Genomic DNA, 13,739 nt, shown 5'->3' with positions numbered 1-13,739 from the left:
AATTTGTTCTTCTTTTGTTCTAATCAATTGCTTGGGTTGGAACCGCGGCGTCATCCCGGGCTTGACCCGGGATCCATGCCGGAGCGCTGCCGATGAAGATTCCGGAATGGATTCCGGAACTTCGCTTCACTGCGTCCGGGATGACTCGCGCTTGAGTTTGGAAGGACGAAAACCATGGCCGTCCATCGCGCCCGCCATATCGGAATCGGCATCGACCGCCCGGTGGAGGAGGTCTATTCCTTCCTCGCGGACCCCGTGAATTTTCCACGCTGGGCCGAGGGCCTCGGCCACAGCTTCGTGCCGGTCGAAGGCATGACCTGGCGGGCAGAGACGCCGATGGGGCCGATGCGCATCCTGTTCAGCGAGCCGAACAACCATGGTGTGCTCGACCATGCCGTCATCCCCGAGCACGGCCCGGCGATGCACAATCCGATGCGCGTCGTGGCCAATGGCGATGGGGCGGAGGTCGTCTTTACGCTGTTCCAGCGCGACGGCATGTCCGACGACGAGATGGCACGGGATGCGGCCATGGTGAGCCGCGATCTGGCGGCGTTGAAGGCGTTGCTGGAGGGTTAGACGCGGTCAGCGCGCCATCGTCAGACGCTCGGCTTCGGCAAGATCCTCGGGCGTGTTGACGTTGAAGAACGGGTCGGAGGGCTCAGCCGGCCATTCCGCGACGGCAACGCCGTGGATTTGCGTCCAGCGGCCGAGCCTGCGTTCCCCCGCGGCCAATGCCTGGCGCAGGTCCTCCCGCAATACGACAGGCCAGAGGCCGATGGCGTGATGCTGCTGCCCCCCCGAGGCGGCGCAGGCGAGCGGCGTGCCGGCGGCGCGGCGCACCTGGTGAAGACGCGAGGCAAGATCGCCGGGGATGAAGGGCGTATCGGCAGCGACGCTGAGCAGCCACCCGGTTTGCGGCCGATGCGCGGCGACCCAGTCGAGGCCCGCGAGAATGCCGGCGAGGGGACCCGCGAAATCCGGCACGGTATCGGCGACGATCGGCAGGCCGAATGCGGCCAGACGCGCGGGATCGCCATTGGCGTTGAGCAGGAGTTCGTCGCACTGGCCGCGCAGGCGATCGATGACGTGGTCGAGGATCGGCCGGCCGGCGAGCGGCTTCAGGGCCTTGTCGCCGCCGCCCATGCGCCGGGCGAGACCGCCCGCGAGGATCAGGCCGACGGTCGATATCTCCACCAAGGCGCTCAATCAGGCTTCAGGCCGCGACGGAGGTCGCAGCGTGTGCCCAACGCTCCACCGCAGCCTCCTCGGGCAGCAGTTCGAGCCAGTCGTCGCCGGCGAAGTCGCGCCAGGCCGGCAGGAAATCGCGGCGCACCGCGATCAGGAGCGGCAGGCCCGCGAGCAGCGCGCCGGCGATCTCCTGGCGCAGCCCCCCGCCCAGGGCCTCCTGCTTGCCGAAGCGGTTGACGATCACGAGATCGGCGCGCCCGGCCAGCGCATCGGAAAAGGCTGCGGCTGCGGCCGCAAGCCCGGCTGCGTCGAGATGGCAACCGGAGGCTCCGGCTCCGAGATCCTGGCTGATCGGAAAGCGCCGGCCGCTCGCGACATCCTCCAGCGACATCGCCATGCAGCGATCGTCGCAGGTCGCGTCGTTGTGCTGGACCACGCCGCCGAGGCGCAGCCCCTGCCGCTTCAGCCTGTCGACGAGGCCGTGCATGAAGGCATCGATCGCGAAGCCGCTCGCAAAGGGGATGGCTGCCAGCATGGTCATGCCGCTTTCTCTCATGAACGCTGCCCCTCCGCCAGTGGCGGCAGCGCCGCGCCCCTGCAATCCCGCCGGAGAGATGCCGCGACAGTGTTGCGCCGCACCTACAGTCGGGCGCGCCTGCGCCCGCTAGGGTGGCAGGCTGAGGCCCCGTGACGACCGCCGGAACGCATGATCCGAAAGAACGCCCAAGCCCCGCTCGACCCGGCCACCGACGCCGCGCTGCTGCTGCGGCGCATCGGCTTCGGCACGCTGGCCCTCGTCCTGCCGCTGGCCGCGCTGGTATCGCGCCGAGCCGCCGTCGTGCTGGTGCCGATCGGCATCGCGCTGCTGATCATCGCGGCCCTGATCGAGGATCCCCGCAAATTCGTGGCGACCCTTCGGGCCTTGCTGCTGAGCCGCCCTGGCGTGATCCTGATCGGCCTGATCGCATGGGCCTTCCTGTCGCTGGTCTGGAGTCCGTTCCCGGGCGCGGCCGCCGAGAAGGCCGGCAATCTCATGCTCGCGGCCATTCTCGGCTTCGTCGGCCTCTCCGCCCTGCCCGATCGGATGCGCTCGTCGAACCTCAATCTCGTCGCACTCGGCACCGGCAGTGCCGGCATCTTCGCGCTCGGGCTGATCGCGGTCGCGGCGCTGCGCCATGCCGAAACGCCGCCCGGGGCCGTCGAGCGCGGCATCTCGATCATTCTGATCACGGCCTGGCCCGCGCTGGCCTGGCTGCTCTCGCGCGAACGCGGATTGAGCGCGCTCGGGCTCGCGCTCGTCGTGGCGCTGCTGGCGCTGACGCGGTTCGAGGACGGGGAAACGCTGGCGATGATCTTCGGCGCCGTCGCCTTCGGTGCCGTCACCGCCAGCCGCGAGCGCGCGACGCAGATCATCGCGGTCATCGTCGCCGGCTTGATGCTGCTGGCGCCGATCCTGCCCTTCCTGCTGGCGCCGCTCGTCTCGATCCTGCCGGACAGCGCCGACGACTTCGCGCAGATGCTGTCGATCTGGGCCGATGTGATCCGGCAATCGCCGATCGAGGTGATCACCGGGCATGGCCTCGATACCGTCCTGCGCGGCCAGATGAGCGGCATCCTGCCCCAGCCCGCTCCGGCAACCTTGCTGTTCGAGACCTGGTATGAGCTCGGGCTGGTCGGTGCCGCAGCCGGCGCGGCCTGCCTTTATTTCGCGATCCGCGCTGCCGGGCGCATGACCGGAGCGCTGGCGGCCGGCGGCGTCGCCGCTTTCACGACCGCCTTCGCGCTCAGCGTCTTCGGCTTCGCGCCGCTGCTGCCCTGGTGGCTGATGACCCTGACGGCCGTCATGCTCCTGTTCGGCGCCATCGCGCGGGGCCAGTACCGGACCGACCGCCCCGCCGTGCCGCTGCCGACACGCGCCCCCAACCATACGCGACCCAAAGCCTCCCAACCGCCGCATCAATAGTGGCCCAGGCTCACGGCGCTTGACGGGCCTGCACCGGCCGCGCTCTCGTGCCGCCTGATCGGAATCGCTGCGGCAGAGGACAAGAGCGCCATGACCTTCGACGTCACCCCGTTCGACGTCACCCTTGCCGACGTCCAGGCCGCCGCCGCGCGCATCGCCGGCAAGGTCCGGCGCACGCCGACCTATCACAGCGTCGGATTGTCGGAGCGCCTGGGAGTCGAGACCTGGATCAAGCTGGAAAGCCTGCAGCTTGGCGGCTCCTTCAAAGTGCGGGGCTGCTTCAACAAGCTGTCAGGCCTGAGCGAGGCGGAGCTCCGGCGTGGCGTCGTCACCGTGTCCGGCGGCAATCATGCGATCGCCGTCTCCCTCGTCGCGCGCGCTGTCGGTACGCGGGCGCTGGTGCTGATGCCGAAGGCAACGCCGGCGCTCAACATCCGCCTGACGGAGGAAGCCGGCGGGCAGGTCGAGCTCTGCGAGGATTCCATCGCCGCCTTCGCCAAGGCCGAGTCTTACGCCACGCAGGGCATGACCCATGTCCATTCCTATGACGATCCGGCGATCATCGCCGGCCATGGCACGCTCGGCCTCGAACTGGCCGCCGATGCCGGCGGGCGGCTCGACCATGTCTTCGTCTCGGTCGGCGGCGGAGGCTTTTCGGCCGGCGTCGGCGCGGCCCTGAAAGGCCTCGACCCGGCCGTACGATTGCACGGAGTCGAGACCGAAGGCGCCACGACGATGACGCAGGCGCTGGCGGCCGGCGAGCCGGTTTCGATCCGACCGACCTCGATCGCTCGCACGCTCGGCGCGCCCTTCGCGACCAGGCGCACGATGGCAGCGGCGCAGCAGTTCCTCGAGGAGATCATCGTGGTGTCCGATGCGGACGCCATCCGCGAGCTCGTCTGGGTGCTCCAGAACGGGAGGGTATTGCTGGAGCCGGCCGCCGCCTGCGTGGTCGCCGCGGCGCTGGAGCGAAAGGACAGCTTCCGGCCGGGCGAGCGCGTCTGCCTCGTGCTCTGCGGCTCGAACGTCGCGCTTGAGGATATCGAGGGCTGGCGCAAGAGCTTCGGCGTCTGAACGCCGCTCCGGAACCTGCTATGCCCCACCGATCGCCCCCGACGTTGCAGACGCAGCGCCTCGTCCTGCGCCCCATGATGGAGGCGGATTTCCCTGCCTATGCCGCCTTCCTCGCCTCACCGCGTGCGGCAGGGCTCGGCGGGCCATTGTCAAAGCGGCAGGCCTGGGGGCTGTTCTGCCACGACATCGCCTGCTGGAGTCTGTACGGCCATGGCGGGCTGATGATCGACCAGCGCACAAACGGAATCTGTATCGGCCAGGTCGGCATCAGCCACGGCCCGCTCTTCCCGGAGAAGGAGCTGGGCTGGCTGCTCTATGAGGGTCATGAAGGACAGGGCTACGCGAGCGAGGCCGCCCGTTCCTTACGCGACTGGGCGGCGCAGACGCTCGGGGTTGCCGAACTGGTCAGCTATATCGCGCCCGACAATGCGAGTTCGGCCGCCCTGGCGGAACGCCTCGGCGCCGTCCGCGACCTGGTGGCCGACAGACCCGACCCGAAGGATCTGGTCTATCGGCACAGGCTCATGTCTGCGCCTCGCTAAGAAGCGCGTCAGGCTGCGTCAGTTGCTGTTGCGGGCCACCCGCGTGTAGTGGCGGCGCTTGCCGGCGGAAGCGTAGCGGCTGCGCTTGTGGCCGTGCCAGGAGGCTTCGCGCGCACCGACATCGGCATGGACCAGACCGTTGGAATAGGTGCCGACACCGCCAACGCTCTCGATCGCACGCGCTGCAGCGGCAGCCTTGCGCGACGACGTCGCCATCGGCCGGAAATCGATCGCCCGGCCGCTGTAGTGCTGGGAGTGGCGGGCATGACGGCCGCCGCAAGTCGAGGTGATCTGGATCGGGCCGATCTTCGCAACGAGTTCGGCGATCATCGCTTTCGTCTCGGGCTTGAGGCAACCGAGGCCTTTGACCTGCGGCTGAAAGGATATTTTCTCGGGCGTGACATCAGCCAGGGCGGCAGCAGGCAAGAAGCCGCACAATAACGCAAGCAACGACAAGCGACGCATCATCTACCAGACATGTAAGGGGAGATTGGAAAGGATCAGGCCAGATATTCTCGATGGCCCGAGCGGATGCCGCCTCCGCTAATCGTCAAGCAAGGCCAAATCATGGCTGTAGGCTTTCCGGATTATTTCAGAGCCGTCATCTTGACCGTTCGTGGCCCTTGGTCATGCAGGAAATGATATCCGAGAAGCCGGTGGCGTAAGGCTGTCATCCCGTGCGCGGTGCAGCGCGCAGCGGTGCTCCGCAGACACGGGACCGCGCGACGAGAAGGCGCCTCTTTCTGAGGACGGTCCCGTGTCTGCGCAGCGGCATTCCATGCCGCAGCGCGCACGGGATGACCCGGTGAATAGCGCCCGCCATTCCGCGAAGGCCCATCCCCTGCGCGCCACCGGCTTGGACAGGCGGGTCACGGCTGGGCTAGCCTGCGCGACGGCACCCGCTTTCTGCGCGGTCGCCCCATACCATCTCAGAGGATACGATGCCCAAGACCGACATCATCGCGGCGCTGACCCCGGAAATCACCGCCATCCGCCGCGACATCCATCGCCACCCCGAGCTGATGTACGACGTCCACCGGACCGCCGGTCTCGTCGCCGACAAGCTCAAGGAGTGGGGCGTCGACGAAGTCGCCACCGGCGTCGGCCAGACCGGCGTGGTCGGCATCATCAAGGGCAAGGGCCAGAATTCCGGCCGGGTCATCGCCATGCGCGCCGACATGGATGCGCTGCCGATCCATGAAGAGACCAATCTCCCGCACCGCTCGACCGTGCCCGGCAAGATGCATGCCTGCGGCCATGACGGCCACACCGCGATGCTGCTCGGCGCCGCCAAATACCTGACCGAGACCCGCGATTTCGACGGCACCGCCGTGCTGATCTTCCAGCCGGCCGAAGAAGGCGGCGCCGGCGCCAAGGCGATGATCGACGACGGGCTGATCACCCGCTTCGGCATCCAGGAAGTCTACGGCATGCACAACAAGCCGGGCGTTCCCGTCGGCAAGTTCGAGATCCGCAAGGGCCCCGCCATGGCCGCGGCCGACCGCATCCATATCAAGATCGAGGGGCTGGGCGGGCACGCGGCGGCGCCGCACCGCGTCAACGACCCGATCGTCGCTTCCTGTGCACTCGTCACCGCGCTGCAGACGGTGTCCTCGCGCAACGCCGATCCGCTCGATTCCATCGTGGTCTCGGTGACGGCCCTGAATGCCGGCGAGGCGTTCAACGTCATCCCGCAGACCGCCGAGATCAAGGGTTCGGTCCGCACGCTGACGCCGGAGATGCGCGCGCTGGCGCAAAAGCGCATCACCGAGATCGTCGAAGGCGTGATGAAGGCCTTCGGCATGAAGTACGAACTGGAATACCATCTCGGCTATCCCGTGACCTTCAACCATGCCGGCCAGACCGATTTCGCCACCAGTGTGACGAAGGAAGCCTTCGGCTCGGACGCGATCAACACCGAGGTGCCGCCGACCATGGGCTCGGAGGACTTCTCCTACATGCTGGAGGAGCGCCCCGGCGCCTTCATCAATATCGGCAACGGCGACTCGGCCGGCCTGCACAACCCGGCCTACGAGTTCAACGATGCGGCGATCCCGGTGGGCGTGAACTACTGGGCGAGCCTCATCGAGATCGCCATGCCGCAGCGCGGCTGACGGCCGGCGATGAGCGACATCGATTGTCTGGTGATCGGGGCCGGCGTTGTCGGCCTCGCGGTTGCCCGCGAACTGGCACTGGCCGGACGCGAGGTCGTTATCACTGAGGCTACTGAGGGCATCGGCACCCAGACCTCGGCCCGCAATTCCGAGGTCATCCATGCCGGGATCTATTATCCGCCCGGCTCGCTGAAGGCCCGCGCCTGCGTCGCGGGCCGTGAGCTACTCTACCGCTACCTGCAAGAGCGCGGCTTGCCGCACAAGGCCTGCGGCAAGCTGATCGTCGCCACCTCCGAGGCCCAGAAGCCGGCGCTGGAGACGATTATGACCCGCGCCAAGGCTTCGGGCGTCGACACGCTGCGCTGGCTATCAGGCGCCGAGGCGAAGGCGATGGAGCCTGAGGTGCGCTGCGAGATCGCGCTCCTCTCGCCCGAGACCGGCGTGGTCGACAGTCACGCGCTGATGCTCTCGCTGCTTGGCGAATGCGAAGCGGCCGGCGGCTCGCTCGCCCTCAACACGCCGATCACCGGCTGGCGGCGCGAGGCTGAAGGCTTCAGCGTCGATTTCGGTGGCGACGATCCGGCGACGTATAGCGTGCGGACCGTGGTCAATTCGGCGGGGCATGGTGCGCCGAAACTGCTCGGCCTGCTCGACGGCTTCCCGGGTGAACATGTGCCGGTGCAGCACTATGCCAAGGGCAATTATTTCGCGCTGACCGGCAAGCAGCCGTTCAGCCATCTGGTCTATCCGGTGCCGGAAGCAGCCGGCCTCGGTATCCATGCCACGATCGACATGGGCGGGCGGGTCAAGTTTGGCCCCGATGTCGAGTGGGTCGGGAGCGACCAGGATCTGGTGGTCGATCCGGCGCGGGCGGAGAAGTTCTACGCGGCGATCCGAACCTATTGGCCGGCGCTGCCGGACGGGGCGCTCGTCGCGGATTATGCCGGCATCCGGCCGAAGCTGCATGGGCCGAGCGAGCCGATGCCGGATTTCCGCATCGACGGGCCGGAGGTGCATGGGGTCGCCGAGCTGGTCAACTTGCTGGGCATCGAGAGCCCGGGGCTGACAAGCTCGCTGGCGATCGCGGAAATGGTGCGGGAGAAGCTCGCGGCGTGAAGGGTGTCTTCCCGCACGCGCTGCGGCACGTCAGTGCTGCTGCGCAGATGCGGGACCGTATGACGAGAAGGCGCCTTTTTCTGCGAACGATCCCGTGTCTGCCCAGCGGCATTCGCATGCCGCAGCGCGCACGGGATGACACTCTTTCGCGCGCGCCTCGCTTATTTTCCGCGGTTATCCCCGCGCCTTCTGAAATGCTTCCTTCGCCTCGCGCGCCAGTATCTCGATCCGCTTCCAGTCGCCGGCAGCGATCGCATCGGCAGGCACCAGCCAGGAGCCGCCGACGCAGATGACCTGCGGCAGGGCGAGATAATCACCGAGGTTCTTCAGGCCGACGCCCCCGGTCGGGCAGAAGGTCATTTGCGGGAACGGGCCGGAGAGCGCCTTCAGAGCCGGCGGGCCACCAGCCTGCTCGGCTGGAAAGAACTTCGCGGTGGTGCGGCCAGCGGCGACAGCGCGCATGCAGTCCGACGCCGTGGCGACGCCCGGCAGCCAGGGCAGGCCCGCCTTGCGCAGAGCCTCATCAACGCTTTCGCTGAAGCCGGGGCTGACCACCGCCTGCGCGCCGGCATCCTTGACCTGCTGGGCCTGCGCCGGCGTCACCACCGTTCCAGCAACCGCCAAAGCCTTCGGCACCGACTTTGCGATAGCCGCAAGCGCTTCCATCGCGGCCGGGCGGCGCAGCGTGACCTCGACGACATCGATGCCACCGGCCACCAGCGCATGGGCGAGATCGACGGCGCGCGAGGCGTCCTCGATCACCACCACGGGGATCACGCCGCAGCTCTTCAACCGGGCAATCGCGGCAGTCTCGTCCATGGTCTCGTCTTTCAATCGATTTGAACTGGAAACCGGGCTCTACTCCTTCGCCCAGTAGACGTCGAGCCCTCGCGCGCTGCCGAGCAGAAGATCGACCGGCAGCGGCTGCTGCTCTCGCTCCGGGGACGCCTTAAGCACCGCCTCCTTGGCGGCGCCGGAGACGAGCAGGCTCGCCCAGCCGGCCCCGAGGAGGCGGGCGGGCGACAGCGACAAGCGTGGCGGCAAGCCCGGCGGTCGGGCGACGACGATGCCGCTATCCGGCACGGTGTTGAAGGCAGCATCGGCTCCCGGAAAGAGCGAGGCGATATGTCCGTCCGCGCCCATGCCGCTGACGAGCAGATCGATCTCAGGCAGTTCGGCGAGCTTCGCGCAGAGCACAGCCGCAGCAGCCTCGATGTCGCTGCCATGCTCGTGGAAGGACAGGAAGGCGGCCCGCCCGTCCGCCAGCGGCGCGAATTGCGCGCGGATCATGCGCTCGTTCGAGGCGGCGTCATCGGCCGCGACGAAGCGCTCGTCGGTCGGCAGCAGCGTGACCTGCTCCCAAGGCAAGTCATGTTCGCCAAGCGCCGCGAGGAAGCCGGCCGGGGTCGAACCGCCGGGCACGGCGAGAAGCGCCCTGCCCTGCCCGGCAAGCAAATCCTTCAGCCGGATGGCGACTGCCTCCGCCAGCGCTTCGGAGGCGTCGGCGAGGGTGGCGAAGCGGTGCCAGGCGAGGGGGCCGGCCATCAGACCAGATCCGGATCGGCCCAGGAGCGGCCGTCGCGCTCGATCAGGCCGATCCCCTGCGACGGCCCCCAGGAGCCGGCGGCATAGCGATGCGGGTGGGGATAGTAGTCCTGCCAGCCGGCGATGATCGGATCGACCCAGGCCCAGGCCTGCTCGACCTCGTCGCGATGCATGAACAGCGTCTGATCGCCGCGGATCACGTCGGTGAGCAGGCGCTCATAGGCGTCCGGCGTGCGCTCGTCGAAGGCGGTGGAATAGCGCAGGTCGAGCTGACGCGGCACGATCTTGAGCCGGCCGGAACCCGGCACCTTCATCATCAACTGGAGCTGCACGCCATCGTTCGGCTGCAGGCGGATGAACAGGCGGTTGGCGTCGAGCCGGTCGCCGCCGCCATTGCCGAAGATCGAATGCGGCACCGGCTTGAAGGTGACGGCGATCTCGGAATAGCGCTGCGCCATGCGCTTGCCGGTGCGCAGATAGATCGGCACGCCGGCCCAGCGCCAGTTGTCGACCTCGCAACGGATGGCGACGAAGGTCTCGGTGTTGGAGGCGTGGCCGAGTTCATCGGCATAGCCCTTGACGCGCTGGCCATCGATCTGGCCGGCGCCGTACTGGCCCCGCACGGTGAAGCGCTGGACATCCGGCCCGACGATGGGGCGCAGCGCCTTCAGGACCTTGATCTTCTCGTCGCGAACAGCGCCGGCCTCCAGCATATTCGGCGGCTCGATGGCGAAGAGGGTGAGGAGCTGCATGAGATGGTTCTGCACCATGTCGCGCATATGCCCGGACTTGTCGTAATAGCCGGCGCGCTGCTCCAGTCCGACGGTCTCGGCCACGGTGATCTGGACATGGTCGATGTCGCGGCTCGACCAGGAGCGCTCGAACAGCGTGTTGGCGAAGCGCAGGACGAGCAGGTTCTGCACCGTCTCCTTGCCGAGATAATGGTCGATCCGGTAGGTCCGGCTTTCCGGCAGGATGCGCGCGACGGCATCGTTGATCGCCCGCGCCGAGGCGAGGTCGCGGCCGAGCGGCTTCTCCAGGATGACGCGCGATGTCGGCGTCAGGATATCGGCCTTGGCGAGGTTCTCGCAGATCGGGATGAACAGGTCGGGCGGGGTCGAGAGATAGAAGGAGCGGACGCGTTCGCTCTCGCCCAGTGCCTTCTTCAAAGCCTTGTAGGTTTCCGGCTTCAGCGCATCGAGCATCACCATGGTCAGGCGGCGCAGGAAGGATTCGACCTGCTCCTTCGGGATGCCTTCTTCATCGAGGCGCCTGGCGATCTGCTTCGGCAGGCCCTCGACATCCTCCTCCTTGCGGACGACGGCGAGGATGCGGCTCTCTTCGGGCAGGACGCCCTCGCGGTTGCGCTGGGCCAGCGCCGGGAAGAGCTTGCGCAGGGCGAGATCGCCGCCCGCGCCGAAGATCACAAGATCGAAGGGCGGGACCGGCGTCCGCTCGGGAATGGTCTCGGGCCGAAGCGCGTTGTCCACGGTGGCGTCCATAGGTCCTGTAACTCCGTCAGGCGGTGCCGGTTCGCTGGACCGGCGCAAGCCTCGTCAGCCGGCTGCGGTCCGGGTCGAACCCGAAGCAGCTAGCGCAAGGCTGCGACCAGAGTGAGACGGTTTTGCCGCGCTGCAAAGAGGGCGCCACGCAGGTCCGCTGCCCTCATTGCTCAGCCCGCGCGGCGGAAGCCCGCGCTCGCAGTCAGCAATTGCCGGGCATAGGCCGTCTGCGGCTGGCGCGCGGCCAGCGTCTCGACCGTCATTTCCTCGACCGCGCGGCCGAACTGCATGACCAGCAGGCGCTCGCACATGTGGCCAACGACCGAGAGATCGTGGCTGACGAGGATATAGGTCAGCTTGCGCTCCTGCCTAAGCGCCGCGAGCAGGTTCAGCACCTCGGCCTGGATCGAGACGTCGAGCGCCGAGGTCGGCTCGTCCAGCAGCAGGATCGAGGGTTCGAGCACGAGCGCTCGCGCGATCGCGACACGCTGGCGCTGACCGCCCGAGAGCTGGTGCGGATAGCGGAAGCGGAAGGAGGCGGGCAAGCCGACATCGGAAAGCGCCTTGCCGATACGGGCCTCGGCATTGTCGAGGCCGTGGATTGCGAGCGGCTCGGCCAGCGTGTCGTCGACCGTCTTCTTGGGATGCAGCGAGCCATAGGGGTCCTGGAAGACCATCTGGACGTTGCGGTAGAAGGCCTTGTCGCGAACCTTGGGCTGCACAACGCCCTCGATCGCGACCTGGCCGCTCCATTCCCGGTTGAGGCCGGAAAGCACGCGCAAGACGGTCGACTTGCCCGAACCGGACTCGCCGACGAGGCCGTAGCTCTCGCCCTTGCGGACTTCGAAGGAGAGGTCCTTCACGACATGGGAATCGCCGAAGGAGACGTTGAGCTTGTCGACGGAGATCGCTGCGTTCGTCATGCCAGCCACGCCGGGTCACGGTTGAGGGTGGCGAGTTTCGCCCGGGGATGGTCGAGGTCCGGCAGGCATTCGAGCAGGCCGAGCGTATAGGGGTGGCGCCGGCTGCGCGCGGCCGTGTCGGCGAGTTCTGCCGCCGGCAGCGTCTCCATGACCTTGCCGCCATACATCACGATGACGCGGTCGCAGAAGGACTGCACCAGATGCAGGTCGTGGCTGATGAAGATCAGCCCCATGCCGCGTTCGGTGACGAGATCGTCGAGGATCTTGAGGATCTGGAGCTGCACGGTGACGTCGAGCGCCGAGGTCGGCTCGTCGGCGATCAGCACCTCGGGCTCGGCGATCAGCATCATCGCGATCATGACGCGCTGACCCATGCCGCCCGAGACCTCGTGCGGGTAGAGGTCATAGACGCGGGCGGGCTCGCGGATCTGCACCTGCTCCAGCATGGCGAGGCTGCGTTCGCGCGCCTCGCGGGTGCCGGCCTTGCGGTGGATGCGATAGGCCTCGGCGATCTGGCTTCCCACGGTCTCGACCGGGTTCAGCGAGAATTTCGGGTCCTGCATCACCATGGAGATATGGCGACCGCGCAGCTTGCGCCGCGCGCCCTTGTCCATGGCCATCAGGTCCTGGCCGCGGAAGCGCATGCGATCGGCGCTGACGACGCCGGGATGCGGGATCAGGTCGAGGATGGCGCGGCCGGTCATAGACTTGCCCGAACCGGACTCGCCGACGATGCCGAGCCGCTCGCGGCCCAATGTGAAGGAGAGGCCGCGCACGGCCCGGACGATGCCGGTCGGCGTGTGGAAGTCGACCTTGAGATTGTCGACTTCGAGAAGAGGCTGCTCGCTCGTCATCGACTTACCTCGCATCCATGACGTCGCGGAGCCCGTCACCGAGCAGGTTGAAGCCGAGGGCGACGATGCAGATGGCGACGCCGGGGAAGGTCGCGACCCACCACTGGTCGAAGATCTGCTCGCGGCCAGCCGAGATCATCGCGCCCCATTCCGGCATAGGCGGCTGGGCGCCGAGGCCGAGGAAGCCGAGGCCGGCGGCGGTCAGGATGATGCCCGCCATGTCGAAGGTGGTGCGCACGATCAGCGAGGACATGCACATCGGCACGACATGCTTCCAGATGATGCGCCCCTGCGAGGCGCCCTGCAGGCGCATCGCGGCGATATAGTCCTGGTTGCGGATCACCATGGTCTCGGCGCGGGCGACACGGGCATAGGGCGGCCAGGTCGTGATCGCGATGGCGATGATGGCGTTGACGATGCCGGGGCCGAGCGCCGCGACGAAGGCCAGCGCCAGCACGAGGCGCGGGAAGGCGAGGAAGACGTCCGTGATGCGCATCAGCAGACGATCGACCCAGCCGCCGTAATAGCCGGAGATCGCGCCGATCAGCAGGCCGAAGGGGCCGACGGTGACGACGACCAGCAGCACGATGACCAGCGTGATGCGCGTGCCGTAGACGATGCGGCTGAAGATATCGCGGCCGAGCGCGTCGGTGCCGAACCAGTTGGTCGCCGATGGCGGCAGCAGGCGCTTGTCGAGCGTCTGCGCGATCGGATCGAAGGGCGCGATCACCGGCGCGAAGGCGGCGATCAGCAGCAGCAGGACGATGATGACGAGGCCCGCCACCGCCATCGGGTTGCGCTTGAAGGCGAGCCATTGCCGGTAGAGCTGGCCGAGGCGGGCCTGACGGCGCGACTCAGGGCTGTCGCTGATCAGCCAGGCATGCAGGCCGGTCGAGGAGGTGTCGCTCATGTCCGCCT

The 13,739-nt window shown here is 67.6% G+C and carries 15 protein-coding genes; 6 read left to right on the top strand and 9 right to left on the bottom strand.

The features are described 5' to 3' along the window. Positions 1–174 precede the first annotated feature (174 nt). Positions 175–576 (top strand): SRPBCC family protein, encoded by a 402-nt coding sequence (locus ACWIEX_RS04300; protein WP_454031887.1) that lies wholly within the window; start codon positions 175–177, stop codon positions 574–576. 6 nt (positions 577–582) lie between these two features. Here the strand turns inward: ACWIEX_RS04300 and mobA are convergent, their stop codons facing one another. Further along, on the bottom strand, positions 583–1,206 hold the full coding sequence (gene mobA, locus ACWIEX_RS04295) for a molybdenum cofactor guanylyltransferase MobA (RefSeq protein WP_454031886.1): 624 nt from the start codon (positions 1,204–1,206) through the stop codon (positions 583–585). Between the two features lie 7 nt (positions 1,207–1,213). Continuing rightward, a complete protein-coding gene (locus ACWIEX_RS04290; protein WP_454031885.1) occupies positions 1,214–1,729 on the bottom strand; it encodes a DUF2478 domain-containing protein in 516 nt (171 codons plus the stop codon). Between the two features lie 165 nt (positions 1,730–1,894). Between ACWIEX_RS04290 and ACWIEX_RS04285 the strand changes: the two genes are divergently transcribed. From ACWIEX_RS04285 to ACWIEX_RS04275, 3 genes are all read left to right on the top strand, one after another. Continuing rightward, positions 1,895–3,151 (top strand): peptide ABC transporter permease, encoded by a 1,257-nt coding sequence (locus ACWIEX_RS04285; protein WP_454031884.1) that lies wholly within the window; start codon positions 1,895–1,897, stop codon positions 3,149–3,151. 90 nt (positions 3,152–3,241) lie between these two features. Next, entirely contained in the window at positions 3,242–4,225 is a 984-nt protein-coding gene (locus tag ACWIEX_RS04280) for a threonine ammonia-lyase (protein ID WP_454031883.1), read from the top strand. Between the two features lie 20 nt (positions 4,226–4,245). Beyond that, entirely contained in the window at positions 4,246–4,767 is a 522-nt protein-coding gene (locus tag ACWIEX_RS04275) for a GNAT family N-acetyltransferase (RefSeq protein ID WP_454031882.1), read from the top strand. An 18-nt stretch (positions 4,768–4,785) separates the two neighbouring features. Here the strand turns inward: ACWIEX_RS04275 and ACWIEX_RS04270 are convergent, their stop codons facing one another. Beyond that, positions 4,786–5,097 (bottom strand): hypothetical protein, encoded by a 312-nt coding sequence (locus ACWIEX_RS04270; protein ID WP_454031881.1) that lies wholly within the window; start codon positions 5,095–5,097, stop codon positions 4,786–4,788. A gap of 611 nt (positions 5,098–5,708) precedes the next feature. Between ACWIEX_RS04270 and ACWIEX_RS04265 the strand changes: the two genes are divergently transcribed. Beyond that, positions 5,709–6,881 carry a M20 aminoacylase family protein gene (locus ACWIEX_RS04265; RefSeq protein WP_061965010.1) on the top strand — a complete coding sequence of 391 codons (1,173 nt, stop codon included), beginning with the start codon at positions 5,709–5,711 and terminating at the stop codon, positions 6,879–6,881. Between the two features lie 9 nt (positions 6,882–6,890). Next, positions 6,891–7,997: an NAD(P)/FAD-dependent oxidoreductase gene (locus tag ACWIEX_RS04260; RefSeq protein ID WP_454031880.1), complete on the top strand. Its 1,107-nt coding sequence runs from the start codon at positions 6,891–6,893 to the stop codon at positions 7,995–7,997. Between the two features lie 174 nt (positions 7,998–8,171). Here ACWIEX_RS04260 and eda read toward each other — a convergent pair whose 3' ends face one another. The 6 genes from eda to nikC form a co-directional block, all read right to left on the bottom strand. Continuing rightward, positions 8,172–8,816, bottom strand: a complete 645-nt coding sequence (eda, locus tag ACWIEX_RS04255) for a bifunctional 4-hydroxy-2-oxoglutarate aldolase/2-dehydro-3-deoxy-phosphogluconate aldolase (protein WP_454031879.1) — start codon at positions 8,814–8,816, stop codon at positions 8,172–8,174. Positions 8,817–8,855: 39 nt separating this feature from the next. Beyond that, positions 8,856–9,542 carry a 6-phosphogluconolactonase gene (pgl, locus tag ACWIEX_RS04250; RefSeq protein WP_454031878.1) on the bottom strand — a complete coding sequence of 229 codons (687 nt, stop codon included), beginning with the start codon at positions 9,540–9,542 and terminating at the stop codon, positions 8,856–8,858. Continuing rightward, positions 9,542–11,044 carry a glucose-6-phosphate dehydrogenase gene (zwf, locus tag ACWIEX_RS04245; protein WP_454031877.1) on the bottom strand — a complete coding sequence of 501 codons (1,503 nt, stop codon included), beginning with the start codon at positions 11,042–11,044 and terminating at the stop codon, positions 9,542–9,544. The genes pgl and zwf overlap by 1 nt, the downstream gene beginning before the upstream one ends. A 170-nt stretch (positions 11,045–11,214) precedes the next feature. Next, complete coding sequence (locus tag ACWIEX_RS04240) at positions 11,215–11,967, bottom strand: ABC transporter ATP-binding protein (RefSeq protein WP_454031876.1); 753 nt, start codon at positions 11,965–11,967, stop codon at positions 11,215–11,217. After that, on the bottom strand, positions 11,964–12,821 hold the full coding sequence (locus ACWIEX_RS04235) for an ABC transporter ATP-binding protein (protein ID WP_454031875.1): 858 nt from the start codon (positions 12,819–12,821) through the stop codon (positions 11,964–11,966). The genes ACWIEX_RS04240 and ACWIEX_RS04235 overlap by 4 nt, the downstream gene beginning before the upstream one ends. A gap of 4 nt (positions 12,822–12,825) precedes the next feature. Beyond that, on the bottom strand, positions 12,826–13,731 hold the full coding sequence (gene nikC, locus ACWIEX_RS04230) for a nickel transporter permease (protein WP_454031874.1): 906 nt from the start codon (positions 13,729–13,731) through the stop codon (positions 12,826–12,828). Positions 13,732–13,739: the final 8 nt, after the last annotated feature.

The sequence above is a fragment of the Allobosea sp. NPDC055353 genome, assembly GCF_053644975.1.
Note: the sequence above shows the minus strand (reverse complement) of the source record. Positions and strands in the feature narration are given on the sequence as shown.

Coding starts and splice junctions, on each gene's coding strand:
- ACWIEX_RS04240 (WP_454031876.1), bottom strand. CDS start 11,967: ATGACGAACGCAGCGATCTCCGTCGACAAGCTCAACGTCTCCTTCGGC.
- ACWIEX_RS04285 (WP_454031884.1), top strand. CDS start 1,895: ATGATCCGAAAGAACGCCCAAGCCCCGCTCGACCCGGCCACCGACGCC.
- ACWIEX_RS04300 (WP_454031887.1), top strand. CDS start 175: ATGGCCGTCCATCGCGCCCGCCATATCGGAATCGGCATCGACCGCCCG.
- ACWIEX_RS04235 (WP_454031875.1), bottom strand. CDS start 12,821: ATGACGAGCGAGCAGCCTCTTCTCGAAGTCGACAATCTCAAGGTCGAC.
- pgl (WP_454031878.1), bottom strand. CDS start 9,542: ATGGCCGGCCCCCTCGCCTGGCACCGCTTCGCCACCCTCGCCGACGCC.
- ACWIEX_RS04275 (WP_454031882.1), top strand. CDS start 4,246: ATGCCCCACCGATCGCCCCCGACGTTGCAGACGCAGCGCCTCGTCCTG.
- ACWIEX_RS04270 (WP_454031881.1), bottom strand. CDS start 5,097: ATGATCGCCGAACTCGTTGCGAAGATCGGCCCGATCCAGATCACCTCG.
- zwf (WP_454031877.1), bottom strand. CDS start 11,044: ATGGACGCCACCGTGGACAACGCGCTTCGGCCCGAGACCATTCCCGAG.
- eda (WP_454031879.1), bottom strand. CDS start 8,816: ATGGACGAGACTGCCGCGATTGCCCGGTTGAAGAGCTGCGGCGTGATC.
- ACWIEX_RS04265 (WP_061965010.1), top strand. CDS start 5,709: ATGCCCAAGACCGACATCATCGCGGCGCTGACCCCGGAAATCACCGCC.
- ACWIEX_RS04260 (WP_454031880.1), top strand. CDS start 6,891: ATGAGCGACATCGATTGTCTGGTGATCGGGGCCGGCGTTGTCGGCCTC.
- ACWIEX_RS04280 (WP_454031883.1), top strand. CDS start 3,242: ATGACCTTCGACGTCACCCCGTTCGACGTCACCCTTGCCGACGTCCAG.
- nikC (WP_454031874.1), bottom strand. CDS start 13,731: ATGAGCGACACCTCCTCGACCGGCCTGCATGCCTGGCTGATCAGCGAC.
- ACWIEX_RS04290 (WP_454031885.1), bottom strand. CDS start 1,729: ATGACCATGCTGGCAGCCATCCCCTTTGCGAGCGGCTTCGCGATCGAT.